The sequence below is a fragment of the Achromobacter spanius genome, from assembly GCF_002966795.1.
GTDB lineage: Bacteria > Pseudomonadota > Gammaproteobacteria > Burkholderiales > Burkholderiaceae_B > Achromobacter > Achromobacter spanius_D.
Window position 1 is genome coordinate 6320121 of record NZ_CP023270.1, and the last position, 20088, is coordinate 6340208.

General features: G+C 62.6%; 19 protein-coding genes. 10 read left to right on the forward strand and 9 right to left on the reverse strand.

The features are described from left to right. Positions 1-6: 6 nt before the first annotated feature. The 4 genes from CLM73_RS28740 to mnmE all read right to left on the reverse strand — a co-directional run bounded on the left by CLM73_RS28740 (position 7) and on the right by mnmE (position 4400). Positions 7-1692 (reverse strand): hypothetical protein, encoded by a 1686-nt coding sequence (locus CLM73_RS28740; protein ID WP_105241292.1) that lies wholly within the window; start codon positions 1690-1692, stop codon positions 7-9. Continuing rightward, entirely contained in the window at positions 1692-2369 is a 678-nt protein-coding gene (locus CLM73_RS28745; protein ID WP_158685951.1) for a lasso peptide biosynthesis B2 protein, read from the reverse strand. Before CLM73_RS28745 ends, CLM73_RS28740 begins: the two co-directional genes overlap by 1 nt. Before the next feature lie 86 nt (positions 2370-2455). Next, complete coding sequence (locus CLM73_RS28750; RefSeq protein WP_158685952.1) at positions 2456-2620, reverse strand: acinetodin/klebsidin/J25 family lasso peptide; 165 nt, start codon at positions 2618-2620, stop codon at positions 2456-2458. A gap of 427 nt (positions 2621-3047) precedes the next feature. Then, positions 3048-4400, reverse strand: a complete 1353-nt coding sequence (gene mnmE, locus CLM73_RS28755) for a tRNA uridine-5-carboxymethylaminomethyl(34) synthesis GTPase MnmE (protein WP_105241295.1) — start codon at positions 4398-4400, stop codon at positions 3048-3050. Positions 4401-4515: 115 nt separating this feature from the next. On the opposite strand from mnmE, the gene CLM73_RS28760 reads away from it, so the two are divergent. The 10 genes from CLM73_RS28760 (at position 4516) to CLM73_RS28805 (ending at position 15267) form a co-directional block, all read left to right on the forward strand. Beyond that, positions 4516-6102, forward strand: coding sequence for an ABC transporter substrate-binding protein (locus CLM73_RS28760; protein ID WP_105241296.1), 1587 nt, complete (start codon positions 4516-4518; stop codon positions 6100-6102). A 19-nt stretch (positions 6103-6121) separates the two neighbouring features. Next, positions 6122-7096, forward strand: a complete 975-nt coding sequence (locus tag CLM73_RS28765; RefSeq protein ID WP_105241297.1) for an ABC transporter permease — start codon at positions 6122-6124, stop codon at positions 7094-7096. Further along, positions 7093-8013, forward strand: coding sequence for an ABC transporter permease (locus tag CLM73_RS28770; RefSeq protein WP_105241298.1), 921 nt, complete (start codon positions 7093-7095; stop codon positions 8011-8013). The genes CLM73_RS28765 and CLM73_RS28770 overlap by 4 nt, the downstream gene beginning before the upstream one ends. An 11-nt stretch (positions 8014-8024) precedes the next feature. Beyond that, the gene (locus CLM73_RS28775) at positions 8025-9035 is read left to right on the forward strand and encodes an ABC transporter ATP-binding protein (RefSeq protein ID WP_105241299.1); all 1011 of its coding nucleotides are present in this window, start codon (positions 8025-8027) and stop codon (positions 9033-9035) included. After that, entirely contained in the window at positions 9032-10060 is a 1029-nt protein-coding gene (locus tag CLM73_RS28780; RefSeq protein WP_105241300.1) for an ABC transporter ATP-binding protein, read from the forward strand. Before CLM73_RS28775 ends, CLM73_RS28780 begins: the two co-directional genes overlap by 4 nt. A 111-nt stretch (positions 10061-10171) precedes the next feature. After that, on the forward strand, positions 10172-11371 hold the full coding sequence (locus CLM73_RS28785; protein WP_105241301.1) for a M20 aminoacylase family protein: 1200 nt from the start codon (positions 10172-10174) through the stop codon (positions 11369-11371). 178 nt (positions 11372-11549) lie between these two features. Further along, positions 11550-12458, forward strand: coding sequence for a TauD/TfdA dioxygenase family protein (locus tag CLM73_RS28790; RefSeq protein ID WP_105241302.1), 909 nt, complete (start codon positions 11550-11552; stop codon positions 12456-12458). Between the two features lie 43 nt (positions 12459-12501). After that, positions 12502-13545 carry an ABC transporter substrate-binding protein gene (locus CLM73_RS28795; RefSeq protein WP_105241303.1) on the forward strand — a complete coding sequence of 348 codons (1044 nt, stop codon included), beginning with the start codon at positions 12502-12504 and terminating at the stop codon, positions 13543-13545. A gap of 1 nt (position 13546) precedes the next feature. Beyond that, a complete protein-coding gene (locus CLM73_RS28800) occupies positions 13547-14377 on the forward strand; it encodes an ABC transporter ATP-binding protein (protein WP_105241304.1) in 831 nt (276 codons plus the stop codon). Between the two features lie 11 nt (positions 14378-14388). Continuing rightward, positions 14389-15267: an ABC transporter permease gene (locus CLM73_RS28805; RefSeq protein ID WP_105241305.1), complete on the forward strand. Its 879-nt coding sequence runs from the start codon at positions 14389-14391 to the stop codon at positions 15265-15267. 93 nt (positions 15268-15360) lie between these two features. Here CLM73_RS28805 and CLM73_RS28810 read toward each other — a convergent pair whose 3' ends face one another. The 5 genes from CLM73_RS28810 to rpmH all read right to left on the reverse strand — a co-directional run bounded on the left by CLM73_RS28810 (position 15361) and on the right by rpmH (position 19697). Then, positions 15361-16806 (reverse strand): catalase, encoded by a 1446-nt coding sequence (locus CLM73_RS28810; RefSeq protein WP_105241306.1) that lies wholly within the window; start codon positions 16804-16806, stop codon positions 15361-15363. Positions 16807-17089: 283 nt separating this feature from the next. Continuing rightward, the gene (gene yidC, locus CLM73_RS28815; RefSeq protein WP_105241307.1) at positions 17090-18766 is read right to left on the reverse strand and encodes a membrane protein insertase YidC; all 1677 of its coding nucleotides are present in this window, start codon (positions 18764-18766) and stop codon (positions 17090-17092) included. A 48-nt stretch (positions 18767-18814) separates the two neighbouring features. Then, positions 18815-19087: a membrane protein insertion efficiency factor YidD gene (gene yidD, locus CLM73_RS28820; RefSeq protein ID WP_056566024.1), complete on the reverse strand. Its 273-nt coding sequence runs from the start codon at positions 19085-19087 to the stop codon at positions 18815-18817. Continuing rightward, positions 19084-19455, reverse strand: a complete 372-nt coding sequence (locus tag CLM73_RS28825) for a ribonuclease P protein component (RefSeq protein WP_056566021.1) — start codon at positions 19453-19455, stop codon at positions 19084-19086. The genes yidD and CLM73_RS28825 overlap by 4 nt, the downstream gene beginning before the upstream one ends. Before the next feature lie 107 nt (positions 19456-19562). After that, positions 19563-19697 (reverse strand): 50S ribosomal protein L34, encoded by a 135-nt coding sequence (gene rpmH / locus CLM73_RS28830; protein WP_006228069.1) that lies wholly within the window; start codon positions 19695-19697, stop codon positions 19563-19565. Between the last annotated feature and the right edge of the window lie 391 nt (positions 19698-20088).

Consider the following 20088-nt stretch of genomic DNA (forward strand, 5'->3'; position numbering starts at 1 on the left):
CACCCCCTACTGGGAATGGCGTCGCAAGGACTGAACAAATCCTTCCAGCTGGATGAGGTTGATGAGGGCGGGAAAGTCATCATCCAGATAGACTTGCCCATTCATCATCAGGCTCTTTCTCAGTTCGTCGGCGTCAAGCATTAATTGTCTGGCGACAATCCCATCTGCAAGCCATTCCAGCAGCGGATCCTGGTTATCCCTGAAGTATTTGAATAGGCTGGCCGAGGATGAGCGCTTTGACTTTCTCCAGGCGAAATCGTGACCTGCCGAGTCATGGAAATCACGCCGGAAATACACCCTGTCATGTTGCGCGTTGAACAGTTCCCGCACGGGCCGATACAGCACCGTTCCGACAACATCCGGCAACAGGAGTGGATGGAGCGTCGAGTTGTTGTCGGGGCTGTGCAGCTCGATGGTGCTAAGGCCAAGCAGAATCGAGCGAACGTGCTCGAATTTCGCCGTCCTGGGGTCCATGCCAGCCAACAGATAGTGATCATCGGCGGCAAGTGTTCTTGCGCGACCTGGCAACCATGTCGGCAGGTGAAGTCCGCGGCTGTCTGCGTGCCGACCCAGAAGAAGTCTTATGTTCTGCCACAGGCCAGCATAGAAGTTGGTCTTCTTCAGGGTGCAGCGTCGCTTCACATCCATGAAGAATCCGCTGACATCGAACTTGCGGACTCGGTCGAAGCCCACTTTCCAGCTCGGGTTTTGCAGAAATACGTGGTCGCCTCCGTGCCCAGTGACCATGAGAGCGTTAGTGGGAGGAAGGGCCGGCCCTTGAGGTCTTTCAGTGCAAGCGGCGCGAAATATATCGACGTCGAAGGGGGATGCGTACTGGGGCTGTTCGAGCATCGAGGGAGCAAACCCCAAGCCCTCGCTTTCGATCATTTGGACGATGCTGAGCTCTCGGCTGTATGCCGCTGCGACCTTTTCTGCTTCATGGCGCTCCGAGTCCGCATACGGCAAGGGACTGACCGCGTGGATCGCTTCAAAATCGACACCAGCTTTGGACAGGCAATGAAGAAGTGCACTGGAGTCGAGCCCGCCAGAAAAGCTCAGGGATACAGAGGAAAAACTACGGGATAGCGTCGACAGTTTTGTGGTCAGTATCTCTATGGGCCCCGACGACTGTTCGCGAGGCATCTGAACGCCAATTGTTGAAATTGAACTGAGGTCGCTGCGAACCGACTGGCCTAAACAGATGGATCGGACATCCGATATTGCAGTAGCACCCGAGAATGCGGGTCTGTCCAGAATGAAGCGTTGGCAATAGTCAGGATCGAGTGTCCAGCCCCTGTCTTGTTTCAGCCGAAGGAGGAGTGGGAGACTTGTGGAAAACGCCAGGTGGTCCGCAATGCGGGTGTAGAAAACTTCCAGCCCACGATATAGGCTACGCGATATCTCAATGGAGTCGCCTTCCATACGGACAACCAGGTACGGTCCGTCGATGGAATGCAGGTGCGTCAGCCAATTTTCAGAACACAGTTTTTCGGGCGCACCCAGGATCTGGTCTTGAACGTATTTCGGCGCGTGCAGCAACACCCGGCCACCGGGAAATGGAATTCTCGACCACGCCTCCGGGAATTCCGCATAGAAAACCCTGCCATTCGGCCGGTCCTTTTCAATAGACGAGAGTTCTTGGCGGAATGAATCTCTCTCGGCTGGCAGTGCCGCGATGTGTGCGATCAACATCACAGATCCAGGATCACAGCGAGCTTGCGCCGCAGATTCGGGTCGTCGTTGACCACTTCCTTATTGATTTCAACCCAAGCGTGACTTGCAAAGGGTCTGGTGCGCACTCCAACTACCAATCTTGCGTTATGCCCTGCCCGCCGCGCCAGCAGACACAGTGCAAGGCTATAGGCCAGACACTTGTTGCTGCTGATATCGATGATGAATGCCCTGTTCAGATGTGCCATCAGCCTTTGCAAGTTGTCCGGGCGTTGAGCGGCCCTGGAACGAACGGAAGTATTCTTTATTGCGCTGACGACGCCGGCATAGCCTTTGGTCTTCAAAATAATACCGGTGTGCCAAAGCGTGAGGGCTGTCCGCCACAATAAGAGAGGGTTGTGCCAGGAATGTTGAGTGGCCGGGGTAGTCCACCTCGTTTCAAAAAGCCCTTCGTTCTCGTAGGAACTCAGCTCATCCCTGATCCGCAGTGCTTTTTCCAGGAGACCGTGTTCTTGGAGAGCAGTGGCCAAGGCCGGGTCATGCTGCCCCCCGGCGGCAATAAACGCGTTAATGCGAGCCACCGGCAGATCGGGAATGATGGAGAAGCGATTCTCTTGGAGGTCAAGGGCGACCAAATCTTCCCTGAAGTGTCCGAGTACCAATTCACGGATGCTTCCGACAGAGTTGCTCTGTGGCATTGCTGTTCCCCTGGATTGGATATACGCGGGGCCGGACGCCACGGCCCCGCGCATATTGACTGATTTACCTCGGAAGATCGGCGTTATTAGCCGTATTTGGTGACGTTCGGGTTCCGGAAATTCATCGGGTCAGGCGCATAGAAATACTCCGGGATACCGCCGGAGCCGCCTTGAGTCAGTTGGCTCGCAGGAACTGCAAGCTTGATGACGCGGATAGCCTGCACCTGGGATTTAATGACGTGTTGTTGCATTGTTAACTCCATAAAAATGGTGGTGAACTGCAAACAAAGCTTGTCCGTAAATGCGAATGATTTAGGACATGGTCATTATTGTTTAGGCGATTTTCGGGCGTCTATGCTGGTTATTTCGAAAGTAAATCCCGCGATTGGGGGGCGTTGCAGTCGCGGCGCTTTTATTTTTCGACCGGACGTTCGACGCCTAAAGCGCCGCAGTTTCAAAAATGCGCGTTGCGGCGTATCTTCAAGCGACCGGGTTTTTTTTGGCGGGCGTGCGAGGTTTTCGCTTCAGCCAACGCGCCAAACTGATGGTGGCGACTGAGCGACAGATGTGGGTGACGCAAATGGTCGGAACGAAGTCCGTAATTGTCAGACGATCGAGACGCGACTCATGCGGTCTGCGCGCTGATTGACGGAAGAAGTTTGCCGTCCGGAATGCTCATCACTTCCCGATGCAAAAACTCGAGAAAATCTCCCCCAGCAGGTCATCGCTGGTGAACTTGCCAGTGATGCTGGAAAGGCTGTCATGCGCCAGCCGCAGTTCCTCGGCAAACAGATCCAGCACCCGGTCATCCTGACTGGCATGCGCGGCGGCCAGTTCCAGATGTTCCGCGGCCTCCTGCAACGCATGCAAATGCCGTTCGCGTGCCAGCCACGGCGATTCCGCGCCAGGATTCCAACCCGCGATCTGCAGCAGCTCGGCGCGAAGCAGATCCAGGCCGGCGCCGCGCTTGGCCGAGATACCCAGTTCGCCGGGGCCGGCGGTAAAGGGTTGGGGCAGCAGGTCGACTTTATTGAACACCTTCAGCACGGGCGTGCGCGGAGGTAGCCGCGCGGTGATCTGCGCGTCCAGCTCGTCCCCCGGCTGGGTGGCATCCTGCAAATGGAGGATGACGTCGGCGCGCTCGATCTCTTGCCAGGTGCGCGCGATGCCGATGCTTTCCACCGTGTCTTCGGTTTCGCGCAGACCGGCCGTGTCGACGATATGCAGCGGAACGCCGTCTATATGGATTTCCTGCACCACCTTGTCGCGTGTGGTGCCCGCGATGGGCGTGACGATGGCGATGTCGTCGCCTGCCAACGCATTGAGCAGGCTGGACTTGCCGACGTTTGGCTGGCCGGCCAGGACGACGTGCAGGCCTTCGCGCAGGATGACGCCTTGGCGCGCCTGGGCAATCAGCGCGGACAGATCGCCCGCCAAGGCGTCGAGCGTGGGGCGAGCCTGGTACTTTTCGAGGAAGTCGATTTCTTCTTCCGGGAAATCCAGCGTCGCCTCGACCAGCATGCGCAGGTGAATGATGCGATCGGACAGGTCGTTCACGCGCGCCGAAAATTCGCCCGAAAGCGAAGCCATGGCGCCGCGCGCGGCGGCCACGGAGGACGCTTCGATCAGGTCGGCAACGGCCTCGGCCTGCGCCAGATCCATGCGGTCGTTCAGAAACGCGCGGCGCGTGAATTCGCCGGGCTCGGCAAGGCGCACGCCGTGGTCCCGGCCCGCGACAAGACAGCTATCGAGCACGCGCCGCAGCACGGCCGGGCCGCCGTGGCCCTGCAGTTCCAGCACGTCTTCGCCGGTGTAGGAATGCGGCGCGCGAAAGTAGATTGCAATGCCTTCGTCCAGCAGTTCGCCGTCCACCGTCTTGAACGGAAGATAGTGTGCGTGGCGCGGTGTGAGATCGCGCTGGAAGAGGCGCCGCACCAATCCGGACAGGTCCGCACCAGAAATGCGCACGACGCCGATGCCGCCTCTTCCGGGGGCGGTGGCGATGGCGGCGATGGGAGCGTAGGCGGACATATCAGGGCAGATGGCGAGGCTAAACAATAGGGGAATATAACTGTTGCGCGGCGCGTTGTTTGCTGGTTACTGTGGCCCCGAGGTTCAAAACCCGAAACAACTCTGGGAGATCACGATGGCATCTCGGTTTTCGCGTGTCTTGGCCTGCGGCGCAGCCGCGGTGGTGATGGCCTGTGGCACCTACAGTTCGGCCATGGCGCGCGATCTGGTGATCGGCCTGAAGACCGAGCCGTCTTCGATGGATCCGCAATACCACGCGTTGACCCCGAATACGCAGATCTCCCAGACCATCTTCGATACGCTGGTCGCCACCGACGCGCAGCTCAAGCCGCAGCCTTCGCTGGCGGAATCGTGGACTGTCGATGGCAAGGTCTGGACCTTCAAGCTGCGGCCGAACGTGAAGTTCTCCGACGGCACGCCGTTTACCGCCGAGGACGTCGTGTTTACGTATGACCGCGTGCCGAAGGTGCCGAACAGCCCGTCGCCGTTCACGCTGTATCTGGGTTCGGTAGCCAAGACCGAAGCCGTGGATCCGATGACGATCCGCATCACTACCAAGGATGTCGCGCCGAACCTGCTGGTGAATCTGGCGCAGTTGCCCATCCTGTCTAAAAAGGCCGCATCGGGCCCTGCCGCGGAAGGCAAGACGACGACCGAATTGAACAGCGGCGATGGCCTGATCGGAACGGGCCCGTACAAGTTTGTGTCGTGGAAGCGCGGCGCTGAGTTTGTGCTGGCGCGTAATGACAACTACTGGGGCAAGAAGCCCGAGTGGGATCGCGTGGTCTATCGCCCCATCAGCAATGCGGCCGCGCGCGTGGCCGCGCTGCTGGCCGGCGACGTGGACATGATCGAGGATCCTCCCACCGACGACCTGCCCAAGCTCAAGTCCGACAAGAAGCTATTTGTCGAGGAAACGCCGTCGGTGCGCGTGGTGTACGTGGCGCTGGACCAGTACGCGGAGCCGTCGCCCGGCGTGCAAGGCACCGAAAAGAATCCGATGAAAGACAAGCGCGTGCGAGAGGCTTTGTCGCTGGCAATCAATCGCGATGCGCTTGTTGAGCGCGTGATGGGTGGCGTCGCTCTGCCCGCCGGCAACCTGCTGCCCTACCCCATGTTTGGCGCCAGCAAGGAGCATTCGAAGGCGCCAAAGGCCGATGTCGAGAAGGCCAAGGCGCTGCTCAAGGAAGCAGGCTATCCGAATGGCTTTTCGATTACGTTGGGATCCCCGTCCGGCCGCTACGTCAACGATTCGAAGGTGGCGCAGGCCATCGCGTCGATGTGGACACGCATCGGCGTGAAGACCAGCGTGGACGCGATGGCGCCTCCGGTGTTCTTCAAGAACCGCGACAGCTATTCGTTCTCGGCGTATCTGGCGGGCTGGTCGGTGACCAGCGGTGAAATGTCCAACGCGTTGACGTCGCTGCTGATGACGCGCAATCCGGAAGCGGGCCAGGGCACGACGAATCGCAGCCGTTATTCCAACCCCAAGATGGATGACCTGGTGAAACAGGCGTCGTCCACGATGGACGATGCCAAGCGTGCGGAGTTGCTGTCGACGGCAAGCAATATCGCGATGGATGACTTTGCAATGCTGCCGGTGCATTTCGAGCTGTCGGTCTGGGCCATGAAGAACGACATCCGCTACCAGGGCCGTCCGGACCAGGTTACGCTGGCGCAGAACGCAACGCTGAAGAAGTAAGCGCGCCGGGCCATCTCTCGTGCTTGCAACCATCGTCAGAAGGCTGCTGCAGACCATCGTCGTCATGCTCGTCATGTCGGCGTTGGTCTTTGCCGGCATTTACATGGTCGGCGATCCCGTCTCGATGCTGGCCAGTCCCGAAGCGACCGAGGCGCAGCGCGCAGCGATCAGCGCATCGCTGGGGCTGGACCAGCCGTTGTGGCGGCAGTATCTGATCTTCATGAGCCAAGCGGTGCGCGGCGACTTCGGCAACAGCTTCCTGACCGGCGAGCCGGCCATGCATCTGATCCTGGAGCGCATGCCGGCCACGGTGGAACTGGCCTGTGTGGCGATGCTGCTGTCGGTGCTGATCGGCGTGCCGCTCGGCATTCTGGCTGGCTTGAAGCCTGCGGCGGTGGGTTCGCGCGCGATCATGACGGGCTCGGTGCTGGGCTTTTCATTGCCGAATTTCTGGGTGGGCCTGATGCTCATCATGGTGTTTGCGGTGATGCTGGGCTGGGTGCCGGCGGGCGGGCGCGGCGACACGGTCAGCATCGGTTCGCTGCAGTTGAGCGTGTTGACGTTCGATGGCTGGCGGAACCTGGCATTGCCCGCCGCGACCATCGCCTTGGCCAAGTGCGCGATGATCATCCGCGTGACGCGCGCCGCCACGCGAGAGGCGCTGCCGATGGATTACATCAAGTTCGCGCGCGCCAAGGGCCTGTCGGAAAAGCGCGTGCTGGGCGTGCATCTGCTCAAGAACATTCTGATTCCGGTGGTGACGGTAGCGGGCCTGGAGTTTGGCCAGGTGATGGCGTTTGCCGTCGTAACGGAAACCGTGTTTTCGTGGCCAGGCATGGGCAAGCTGCTGATCGATTCCATCATCAACCTGGACCGCCCGGTGGTGGTGGCGTATCTGCTGCTGATCGTTTTCTTCCTGGTCATGTTGAATCTGGTGGTGGACATCATCTACACGGTGCTGGACCCCCGCGTACGCCTGGATAGCCGCCGATGAACACGCCCGCCACCGTTGCCTCGCCTCCGGCCCCGACGAAAGAGCAATCGCCCTGGCGCCGCTTCGTGTCGGACTTTTTTGCCAGCAAGCTTGCCACGTTGGGCCTGGTGATGCTGATCGTGATCGTGGGGGCGGCGCTGCTGGCGCCGTGGATCGCGCCGCAGAATCCGTACGATCTGGCCAGCCTGGACATCATGGATTCGAAGCTCAAGCCGGGCAGCGAAAGCGGGGATGGTTCGATGCGCTACCTGCTGGGCACCGACGGCCAGGCGCGCGATCTCTTTTCCGCCATTCTTTACGGCATGCGCACGAGCCTCATGGTGGCGACCGTGTCGGTGCTGGCGGCCTTTGCCATTGGGGCCACGGTCGGGCTGATCGCCGCTTACTTTGGCGGGCGCATCGATGCCCTGTTGATGCGGGTTGTGGATATCCAGTTGTCGTTCCCGGCGATCCTGGTGGCGCTGATGTTGCTGGCGATTCTGGGCAAGGGTGTGGATAAGGTGATCATCGCGCTGATCGTCGTGCAGTGGGCGTATTTTGCGCGCGCCGCTCGCGGCGCGGCGCTGGTCGAGCGCGGCAAGGAATATGTGGAGGCGGCGCGCTGCATGTCGTTGTCGTGGTCGCGCGTGCTGTTCCGGCACGTGTTGCCGAACTGCATGCCGCCGCTCATCGTGATCGCCACGATCGACCTGGCGCACGCGATCGCGCTGGAAGCGACGCTGTCGTTCCTGGGCGTCGGCGTGCCGGTGACCGAGCCGTCGCTGGGCATGCTGATCTACAACGGCTTTGAGTATCTGCTGTCCGGCCAGTATTGGATTTCGTTCTTTCCCGGCATTGCGCTGGCGTTGGCCATCATCGCCATCAACCTGGTGGGCGACCACCTGCGTGATGTGCTCAACCCGCGGCACGCGAACTGAGGACGAGAGCGATGCAGACACTTGCGGCGCAACGTCCCCTGCCTGGCCCTGCCCCCGTCCTTGAAGTGCATGGCCTGAAGACGCATTTCTTCACGCGCAACGGCGTGGTGAAGGCGGTGGACGGCGTGGACCTGACGCTGGCCGAAGGAGAGATCCTGGGCCTCGTCGGCGAATCCGGGTCGGGCAAGAGCATCACGGGTTTTTCCTTGATGGGCTTGCTGGATGAACCCGGCCGCATTGTCGATGGCCAGGTGCTGCTCAACGGCGAGGACCTGCGCGCGGCGACGCCTGCGCGGTGGCGCCAGTTGCGGGGACAGGAGATCGCGATGATCTTCCAGGACCCGATGATGACGCTCAATCCGGTGCTGCGCGTGGATACGCAGATGATCGAAGCGGTGCAGGCGCATGCCCAGGTGTCGCGCGACGAGGCGCGCCGGCGCGCGCTGCAGACGCTGGCGATGGTCGGCATTCCGTCGCCGGAGGAGCGGCTGCGGACGTATCCGCATCAGCTGTCGGGCGGCATGCGCCAGCGGGTGGCCATCGCCATTGCGCTCTTGAATTCACCGCGCCTGATCATTGCGGACGAGCCCACCACGGCGCTCGACGTCACGATACAAGGCCAGATCCTGTTCGAGGTGCAGAAGCTCTGCCGCGAAACGGGAACCGGCCTCATCTGGATCACGCATGACCTGGCCGTGGTGGCGGGGCTGGCCGACCGCGTGTCGGTGATGTATGCGGGGCGCGTCGTGGAAACGGGCAGCACCGAGGCGGTCATCAACCATCCGATGCATCCTTATACGCACGGGCTGATCGCTTCCATTCCGACGCCGGCGTCGCGCGGCAAGCCGCTGGTGCCGATTCCCGGCATGACGCCGTCGCTGTTGAATCTGCCGCAGGGCTGTGCGTTTCGCGGGCGCTGTCCGCGTGCGACGGACGCCTGTCTGGCCGAGCCGCCGCCCGTCGAGGTTCGCCCGGCGCAATGGGTGCGCTGCTGGCATGCTGGAGCGCCGGACGCGATATGAACGAGGCCCAACACAATCTCACACCCAATCCCACGCCGATCCTCGCCCTGCGCGACGTCGAACTGCGCTTCGTGCAGCCGGTGGATCTGGCCGGCCGCATCGCCAACCTGCTTGGCGCGGGCCTGAAGACGCAGGTGGTGCATGCCGTGGCCGGCGTTGACCTGGCGGTCAGGCCTGGCGAGGTAATCGGCATCGTCGGTGAGTCGGGCTGTGGAAAATCCACGCTGGGCCGCATCGTGTCGGGCATTCTGCCGCCGACGGCGGGCCGGGTGGATTACCAGGGCAAGCCCGTGCAAGCCATGAAGGGCGCGGAGCGGCGCGCGTACGAGCTGGGCGTGCAGATGATCTTCCAGGATCCGTACGCGTCGCTGAACCCGCGCATGCGCGTGCGCGACATCATCGGGGAAGCGCCCGCGGCGCACGGCCTGATCCGCTCGCGGGACAAACAGGACTATGTGGCCGGGCTGATGCGCCAAGTGGGCTTGGACCCGAGCTTTGCACAGCGTTATCCCCATCAGTTCTCGGGCGGCCAGCGCCAGCGCATCGGCATTGCGCGGGCATTGGCGCTCAAGCCCTCGGTGATCGTCTGCGACGAGGCCGTGGCCGCGCTGGATGTGTCGATCCAGGCGCAGGTGCTGAACCTGTTCGAACGGTTGCGCGATGAGCTGGACCTGACATATCTGTTCATCAGCCACAACCTCAGCGTGGTCAGCCATATCTCGGACCGCGTGGCGATCATGTATCTGGGACGCATCGTCGAGCTGGCCGATACCGATACGGTGTTCGCGCGCGCCAACCATCCGTACACGCAGGCGTTGCTCAAGGAGCTGCCGACGCTGACGCCCGGGCGGCGCGCGTATCAGCCCATTAGGGGCGAGCTGCCCTCGCCGCTGGATCCGCCCTCGGGGTGTGCGTTTCACCCGCGGTGTCCCCATGCCATGCCGCGCTGCAAGGCCGAGCGCCCCCTCCTGCGGGAGATCGCGCCGGGGCAGTTCAGCGCCTGCCATCTGAACGATGCCGCGTGACCTGCGCCGAAAAAGGGCTGGACGCGGCACGCGGGGCGGCGCGAGAATTCCCCGACCAGCAGGCCATTTGTGCGTGCGCCCTCCTTCAATCCAGACAGCTTATCCACAGCCATGAAAACCATTGCCGAAATTGAACGCGTACACGGGGATCTGACCGCCCTGCGGCGCGATATCCATGCGCATCCCGAACTGGCGTTCCAGGAAACGCGCACGTCCAACTTGGTGGCCGAACGCCTTCGGGGCTGGGGACTGGAAGTCCACACGGGGCTGGGGAAAACTGGTGTGGTGGGCATTTTGCGCGCGGGCAGCGGCGGCAAGACCATCGGGCTGCGCGCCGACATGGACGCGCTGCCGATGCCGGAGCACAACCGGTTTGCCCACAAGTCCACGATCAGCGGGCGCATGCATGGCTGTGGTCATGACGGGCACACGACGATGCTGCTGGGCGCCGCGCAATACTTGTCCACGCATCGCAATTTTGACGGCACGATCGTGTTCATCTTTCAGCCGGCCGAGGAAGGCGGTAATGCCGGCGCGCGCGCCATGATGCGGGACGGGCTGTTCGACAAGTTTCCCTGCGATGCGGTGTTCGGCATCCACAACATGCCGGGCATGCCGGTCAACCAGTTCGGCTTCCGGGCCGGGCCGACGATGGCGTCGAGCAACCGCTGGGACATCGTGATCAAGGGCGTCGGGGGCCATGCCGCCCAGCCGCATTCGTCCGTGGACCCCATCATCGTGGCCGCCGACATGGTGCACGCGCTGCAGACCGTCATCTCGCGCAGCAAGAATCCGCTGGATCAGGCGGTGCTGTCGATCACGCAGATTCATGCGGGCGATGCCTACAACGTGATTCCCGGCGAAGCCGTGCTGCGCGGCACGGTGCGCACGTATTCGGTTGAGACGCTGGACAAGATCGAGGCCGACATGCGCCGCATCGCGACCACGCTGCCGCAGGTCTATGGCGGCACGGGCGAGCTGGATTTCGTGCGCGCGTACCCGCCGCTGGTGAACTGGGAAAAGGAAACCGCGTTTGCGGCCAAGGTGGCCGAAGACACCTTTGGCGCGGAAAACGTGCTGCGCGACATGCCGCCGTTCATGGGGGCGGAGGACTTTTCGTTCTTCCTGAAATCCGTGCCGGGCTCGTATCTGTTCCTGGGCAACGGCGACGGCGATCATCGGATGGAGTCCTATCACGGCATGGGACCGTGCCAGCTTCACAACCCCAACTACGACTTCAACGACGCGCTGCTGCCGGTGGGCGCGACGTATTGGGTGAAACTGGTCGAGGCCTTCATGCCGGCCAAGTAAGGACCGATACGCTATTTGCTTATAAGCGGATGACCATGAAGCCGCGGGGGCGCCCCGCGGCTTTTTTCTATATGACGTAAAGCTTTGATCAAACGCCGATATCTTCGTTTGAGATACATGGCGCGGTTTCCATAATCGGTCGTTCCAGCCATGCCGCAAGGCGAATTCGGAGCGATCGATGTCCCAGAGCAATGCCTTGCGGCGCGAAGCGCCCGCCGCCCCCCAGCTCCAGGCGCAGTCCTTTGACGTGCGCCCCCTGCCCGGTCCCCTGGGCGCGGAAATCATTGGCCTGGACCTGTCGCGCGAACTGACGCCTGCGGATTTTGCGCGCGTGCACAAGGCGCATCTGGACCATCACCTGCTGGTGTTCCGCGACCAGCGCATCACGCCCCAGCAGCATATTGACTTCAGCCGCCGCTTCGGCCGCCTGATGATTCACGTGCTGCACCAGTTCCACCTGTCCGGCCATCCCGAGATCCTGACGGTCTCGAACATTCTGGAAGACGGCAAGCCGATCGGTCTGGGCGACGCGGGCAAATACTGGCACTCGGACATTTCGTACAAGGAACTGCCCAGCCTGGGGTCGCTGCTGCATGCGCAGGAGCTGCCGGCCGAAGGCGGCGACACCTTGTTCGCGAACATGCACCTGGCCTATGACACCCTGCCGCAGGCGCTGAAGGACGCGATCGACGGCAAGCGCGGCGTGCATTCCTACCTGGCCCAGTACGGGCAACTGCAGAAGGAAGGCAACTGGCGTCCGAACCTGAGCGCGCAGCAGATTGCGCAGGTGCAGGAAGTGGTGCATCCGGTGGTGCGCACGCATCCGGAGAACGGCCGCCGCGCGCTGTTCGTGAGCGAAGGCTTCACGACACGTATCGAAGGACTGCCCGAAGACGAGAGCCGCGCGCTGCTGGCCGAACTGTTTGCCCACAGCGTGCGGCCTGAACACATCTACCGCCACAAATGGCAGCCGCATGACCTGGTGTTCTGGGACAACCGTTCGCTGATCCACCTGGCGGGCGGCACGCCGGATCACCTGCGCCGCAAGCTCTACCGCACGACGATCGAAGGCGATACGCCGTTCTGACACAGCTAAATCCGCCCCCCATTACTTATCCACAAGGAACGCCATGCGTTTGACCTCCACGCTACGGGATCGACTGGTCCAGACCGCCACGGGCGCGGGCCTCGCGCTGATACTTGCCGTGCTGGCGCTGGCTTCGCCCACGCCGGCCATGGCCGAAGGGCGCATCCGCATTGCCGAGCAATACGGCATCGTCTATCTGCTGCTGAACGTGGCGCGCGACCAGCAACTCATCGAAAAGCACGGCAAGGCCGAAGGTGTGGATATCTCGGTCGAGTGGGCCAAGCTGTCCGGCGGCTCGGCGGTGAACGACGCGCTGCTGTCGGGGGCTGTGGATATCGCGGGGGCGGGCGTGGGACCGCTTTTGACGATCTGGGATCGCACGCACGGCAAGCAGAATGTGAAGGGCGTGGCGTCGCTGGGCAACTTTCCCTATTACCTGGTGACCAACAATCCCAACGTAAAGACGATCGCCGACTTCACGGACAAGGACCGCATCGCCGTGCCGGCGGTGGGCGTGTCGGTGCAATCGCGCGTGCTGCAGCTGGCGTCGGCCAAGCTGTGGGGCGATGCGCAGTACAACAAGCTGGACAAGATCTCGGTGGCGCTGCCGCACCCGGACGCGGCGGCGGCCATCATTGCCGGCGGCACGGAAATTACCGGCCATTTCGGTAACCCGCCCTTCCAGGAGCAGGAGCTGGCCGAGAACCCCAAGGCGCGCATCGTGCTCAATTCGTATGACGTGCTGGGCGGCCCCAGTTCGTCGACCGTGCTGTTCGCCACCGAGAAATTCCGCCGCGACAATCCCAAGACCTACAAGGCCTTCCAGGAAGCGCTGAAGGAAGCCGCCAGCTTTGCCGCCGCCAATCCGGAGAAGGCCGCGGACATTTACCTGCGCGTCACCGGCGCCAAGCAGGACCGCGACTTCCTCATCAAGGTCATCAATAATCCCGATGTGCAGTTCAAGCTGCAGCCGCAGAACACGTTCGCGCTGGCGCAGTTCATGCACAAGGTGGGCGCGATCAAGAACGCGCCGGCCAGCTGGCGCGACTACTTCTTTGACGATCCCGTCACGGCGCAGGGCAGCTGACATGGCTGTGAGTCCCGCCACCCCTGTGGATAACGTTCAACGGCCCACGCCTTTGCTGGCTGTGGATAAGGTGTCGATCGAATATAAGACGCGCGAACGGCGCGTGCGGGCGACGCATCAGGTCAGTTTTGACGTGCACGGCGCCGAGCGTTTCATCCTGCTCGGGCCCTCCGGCTGCGGGAAATCGACGCTGCTCAAGGCGGTTGCGGGCTTCATCGAACCCACCGAGGGACGGATCGCGATCGACGGCAAGACCGTGCAAGGTCCGGGCCCGGACCGCATCGTGGTGTTCCAGGAATTCGACCAGCTGCCGCCCTGGAAGACGCTGCGCCAGAACGTGGCGTTTCCGTTGCTGGCATCGCGCAAGCTCAACCGGCGCGAGGCCGATGAACGGGCGATGCACTATCTGGACAAGGTGGGGCTGGCAGCCTTTGCCGATGCTTACCCGCATACGCTGTCGGGCGGCATGAAGCAGCGCGTGGCCATTGCGCGGGCGCTGGCCATGCAGCCGCGCGTGCTGCTGATGGACGAGCCGTTTGCGGCGCTGGATGCGTTGACGCGCCGGCGCATGCAGGAAGAGCTGATGGCGCTATGGGACGACGTGCGGTTCACGCTGCTGTTTGTCACGCACTCGATCGAAGAGGCGCTGGTGCTGGGCAGCCGCATTCTTTTGCTGTCCCCGCATCCGGGCCGCGTGCGCGCCGAACTGAATGCGCACGGCTTTGACCTGCACAGCCAGGGATCGGCGGCGTTTCAGGCGGCGTCGCGCCGCATTCACGATTTGTTGTTCGACGCTCCGCCGCTGGCTCAGGCCGAGCGCGCGGCAGCCTGAAAGGAGCGCGCATGAGCATCAGTCATGCCGGATCGGCGTTCATTCGGCCCGAGGTGGAATACGACCTGCCGCCCCTGCCCCCGCAGGCCGCCGAGGCGCCGCTGCCGTGGCACGAGCGGCTGTGGCAGCACGCCGCCCTGCGCAAGGGCGTAATCCTTGTCCTGTTGGCGGCGGTGTGGGAGCTGGCGGCGCGTTATACCGACAACGATCTGCTGTTGCCCGGCGCCTGGCAGACCGCGCAGGCCTTCGCCGAGGGCGTGACCAGCGGCGAGCTGCTGGCGCGCGCGGGACAGTCGATGCGCGTCCTGGTGCAGGGCTACCTGGCGGGTGTCGTGCTTGCCTTTGTGCTGACGACGCTGGCGGTGTCCACGCGGTTCGGCCGCGATCTGTTGTCCACCCTGACGGCGATGTTCAATCCGCTGCCGGCGATTGCCCTGCTGCCGCTGGCGCTGCTGTGGTTCGGCCTGGGCGAAGGCAGCCTGATATTCGTGCTGATCCACTCCGTGCTGTGGGCGCTGGCGCTGAACATGTATGCGGGCTTTCTGGGGGTGTCTGACACCCTGCGGATGGCGGGGCGCAATTACGGGCTGACCGGGTTGCGATACGTCCTGCAGATTCTGGTGCCGGCCGCCCTGCCCGCCATCCTGGCCGGCCTGAAGATCGGCTGGGCGTTTGCGTGGCGCACGCTGATTGCCGCCGAACTGGTGTTCGGGGCGTCCAGCGGCAAGGGCGGGCTGGGCTGGTACATCTTTCAGAACCGCAACGAGTTATACACAGACCGGGTGTTCGCGGGCCTGGCCGCGGTGGTCATCATCGGCCTGCTTGTGGAAAACCTGGCGTTCGATACGCTGGAGCGGTTGACGGTGCGGCGTTGGGGGATGCAGCGGTGATTGGTGCGGTGATTGTTGCGGCGATCGCGCAAATCAGAATGAAAAAGGGGGCGGCCATGATGCCGCCCCCATTTCATGGATGGTGCGTACCGCTTACAGCTTCAGACCCAGCGCCTTGGCCACGCCTTCGGCATAGGCCGGATCGGCCTTGCGGAAGTGATCCAGCTGGCGGCGCTGGATGACTTCCGGCACGCTCGCCATGTGGCGGCCGATGTTGCCGAACAGCAATTCCTGCTGCGCCGGCGTCATCAGGCGGAACAAGGCGCCCGGCTGCGAGTAATAGTCGTCGTCGACGCGATGGTTCCAGCGTGCCGCGGCCTGGCCGTCCAGCGCCAGCGGCGGTTCGGCCGCCGAGGGCGTTTCCTTCCACTCGCCCGCGCTGTTGGGCTCGTAGTTGATCGTGGCGCCGGCGTTGCCGTCCACCCGCCCGGCCCCGTCGCGATGGAAGCTGTGGAACGGGCACTTGGGCGCATTCACCGGAATCTGGTGATGGTTGATGCCCAGGCGATAGCGATGCGTGTCGCCGTACGAGAAGATCCGGCCCTGCAGCATCTTATCCGGCGAGAAGCCGATGCCCGGCACCACGTTCGCGGGCGTGAAGGCGGCCTGTTCGACTTCGGCGAAGTAGTTCTCGGGGTTGCGGTTCAGCTCCAGCACGCCGACCTCGATCAGCGGATAGTCGCCATGCGGCCAGACCTTGGTCAGGTCGAACGGGTTGATGTGATACGTCGCCGCTTCGGCCTCGGGCATGATCTGCACCTTCAGCGTCCACTTCGGGAAATTGCGCGCTTCGATGTTCTGGAACAGGTCACGCTGCGAGCTTTCGCGGTCGTGGGCGACGACCTGCGCGGCCTCTTCATCGGTCAGACAGGCGATGCCCTGCTGCGACTTGAAGTGGAACTTCACATAGAAGCGCTCGTTGTTGGCGTTGATGAAGCTGAACGTGTGCGAGCCAAAGCCGTGCTGCTGGCGCAGGTTGGCGGGGATGCCGCGATCGCTCATCAGCGTGGTGACCTGGTGCAGCGATTCGGGGTTGAGCGACCAGAAGTCCCACGCCGCGGTGGCGTTGCGCAGGTTGGTCTTGGGATCGCGCTTCTGGGTGTGGATAAAGTCGGGGAACTTCAGCGGGTCGCGGATGAAGAAGACGGGCGTGTTGTTGCCGACCAGATCCCAGTTGCCTTCGTCGGTGTAGAACTTGATGGCAAAGCCGCGCACGTCGCGCTCGGCGTCGGCCGCGCCGCGTTCGCCGGCGACGGTCGAAAAGCGCAGGAACAGCGGCGTTTCTTTGCCGACCTTGGAAAAGATGTTGGCGCGGGTGTAGCGGGTGATGTCGTGGGTGACGGTGAACGTGCCGTAGGCGCCGGAGCCCTTGGCGTGGACGACGCGCTCGGGGATGCGTTCGCGGTCGAAGTGGGCAAGTTTTTCAATGAGCCAGAAATCTTCCAGCAGGGCGGGGCCGCGCGGGCCGGCCGTCAAGGTGTTGTTGTTGTCCGGTACTGGGGCGCCCGAGGCGGTAGTCAGAGGCTTCTTGTCGGTCATGGCACACTCCCTAAGTCGTTTCTGAATGGCGCGGCCCAGGTTGCCGGGCAGCGCGGCGTTGCAGCAAAACTCCGGCAGACACGCCGCCGGAGGGCAAATTCAGAGCCATCATAGGTGTCATGGTGGGCTATGTGAAGTTGATTGATCTTGCTTCGGCGATAAGTAATACCTATGTATATGCCTGATGGGCATAGAAAATGCTGAGTGTGCCTTTCGCTTTTCATTGGCAACAGGCGTAAAAAAACCGGCCTCGAAAGGCCGGTTTCTTGTTTCGGGGGGGCGATCAGCGATTGGCCGCCGCTTCCGATTTCTTCTGGATGGCGCGGGTGATGGACCACTGCTGCGCAATCGACAGGATGTTGTTGACGCACCAGTACAGCACCAGGCCGGCCGGGAAGAAGAACATCATCCCGCCGAACACCAGCGGCATGATCATCATGACCTTGGCCTGGATGGGATCCGGGGGCGTCGGGTTCAGTTTGATCTGCAGGAACATGGTGGCCATCATGATGGCGGGCAGAATGAAGAACGGATCGCGGACCGACAGGTCGTGCACCCACAGGATCCACGGCGCGCCGCGCATTTCCACGCTGGCCAGCAGCACCCAGTACAGCGAGATGAACACCGGAATCTGAACCAGCATCGGCAGGCAGCCGCCCAGCGGGTTGATCTTCTCGGTGCGGTACATCTCCATCATGGCCGCATTGAGCTTTTGCTTGTCGTCGCCGTACTTTTCCTTCAGGGCCTGCAGGCGGGGAGCCACCTGTTTCATGCGGGCCATCGAGCGGTAGCTGGCGGCGGCCAGGGGGTAGAACACGGCCTTGATCAGCACGGTCAGCGCGACGATCGTCCAGCCCCAGTTGCCCAGGATGGAATGCAGCCAGGTCATCAGGGTGAACAGCGGCTTGGCGATGATGGTCAGCCAGCCGTAGTCGACCACCAGTTCCAGGCCCGGCGCGAGCGCGGCCATGGCCTTCTGGTCTTGCGGACCGACCCACAGGTGCGAATCGACGCGTGCGGCCGCGCCCGGGGCGATGTCGCCGACGGCTTCGATGCTGCGGCCGGCGTACAGGTTCGGCTGGACTTCAAGCAGTTCGTTGGTGCGCGGCTTGCCCTGCGGGGGCACCCAGGCCGTGGCGAAGTAGTGCTGGACCACCGCGATCCAGCCGTTGTCCGCCTGCTTGATGTAGCTGGCCTTCTTCTTCTGGATGTCGCTGAACGTGCTCTTCTGGAACTTGTCCTGGTCCGAGTAGACGGCAAAGCCCGTGAACGTGTGATAGAAGCTGGACGTGTCGGCCGGGTCGTTGCCGTCGCGCTCGATCTGCAGGTACAGCGAGGGCGTGACGGGGGCGGCGCCGACGTTGGCCAGGTCATGGCGCACGTCGATGTCGTAGCGGCCACGGTGCAGGGTGAACGTCTTGGTGACCTTCACGCCGCCGGATTCGCCTTCGAACGTGACGACCAGGTTGTCGCCGGTCAGTTCGCGTTCCTGGGAGACCAGGCGGAAAGGCGTCTGGTGCGTGGGGAAGCTTTGGCCGCTGGGGGCGCCGACAACGCCGGTCTGCACCACATAGTTCAGGCCCGCCGAGCGGTCCAGCAGCACCGTGGGCTTGTCGGCCTGGCCGGTGGCCGGGTACTTCAGCAGTTCGGCGCGCACCAGTTGGGCGCCCATCGTGTCGAAGGTCAGGCGCAGCACGTCGGTGGTGATGACGATTTCTTCGGAGCGCGTGGGAACGGGCGTGGCGGCGCCAGGCACCGTGGAGGCCGGAGCAGCGGTGGCTGTCGGGGCGCTGGGCACGGACGGCGTCGCGTTGTTGGCTGCAGCCGGCGATTCGCTCGTGCTGGCCGCGGGCGGGGCCCCGAACAGCGACGGCTTGCCGTTATGGATTTGCCAGTTGTTCCAAAGGAGCAACAGCGAAAAGGAAAAAATCATCCAGAGGACGGTTCGTCGGATATCCATGGTGCCTACTGAAGTGAATACGGGCCAGCAAAGCCCGCCAGTTTAGCGTCAATCGTGCTCGATGCGGTGGCTGTGGGAGCAGCAACGGGCGTCGTTGGTTCCCTTGGCCGGCGGAACCGGATCCAGGCCCCCAGGCGACCAGGGGTGGCAACGGCCGATGCGCCGGACTCCCATCCAGAAGCCGCGCCATGCACCGTGGCGCTCGATCGCTTCGATCGCGTACGCCGAGCAGGTCGGAGTAAAACGGCACTGCCGGCCGATCCAGGGACTCAGGAAGAACCTGTAGAACCGGATCGGGGCAATGAGTAGTGCCTTGATCATCGCGCGATCCGCTCAAAGTGAGCGTCCACTTCGGCTCTGGCCGCGCGTTTCAGCGCAGTGAGCGTGGCGGGCGCGACCTTGCTATGCAGGCGCACGACGTAATCTTTTGCCGGCAGCGCCAGGCGCCGATGGCGAAACGCTTCGCGGATGACCCGCTTCAAGGCGTTGCGCGTGGAGGCGTGGGCGGCAAACCGCTTGGCGATGATGAGCCCCAGGCGAGCACAGGGGTCCTGACCGGGAGGCAGATCATTGGGAGCGGCGCTCACAATGAAGAATGCCCCTCGGGCAAGACGCCGGCCTTTAAGGGCGGCGGCAAACTCGGAGGGGCGATGCAGCCGCGCCTCCGGGGGAAGCGTGGAGCGCGGCATGGACTGCGGATCAGGCGGTTGCGCGGAACCGGAACAGGATTGCGAGAGGTCTTGCAATATGGTCGGTCCGTGCGAAAGTCAGTTTCCGGAAAACCGGAAAACTGGACTTAGACGGCCAGACGCTTGCGGCCCTTGGCGCGACGGGCGCTCAGGATGGCGCGGCCAGCGCGGGTTTTCATGCGCACGCGAAAGCCATGGGTGCGCTTGCGACGGGTAACGGAAGGTTGGTAGGTGCGTTTCATGGACAATCCACAAAAAGAACAAAGTCAGAAGGGACCTGCCCGGAGGGTTCCACGTCGCGCTAAGCAGAAGCGGGTATCCAGAGAGCGTTTTTGCAACGGGTTTTGCAACCGGTGCAAAAAACAACTCTTAGACGGGGCTCTGTACCGAGAATTTCATCTCGGGCGACCTATTCAGCAAAGCTAAAAACCGGACAAATTGCTCTTGTAGGAGCGTGTCCGGCCAGCTTTCTGCGAAACCTTCTGACAGACAGAATTCGGAAAAGCCCACCATTTCAGCAAGTTTTCCCTGTCTTGTCAAACAGTTAAGGAGGGATCATATAGACACTCATGCCCTTCCCTGTGGATAACCCCCGCCCGGGCAAGGTAGAATCGAGGTTTGAATAAGAGCGAC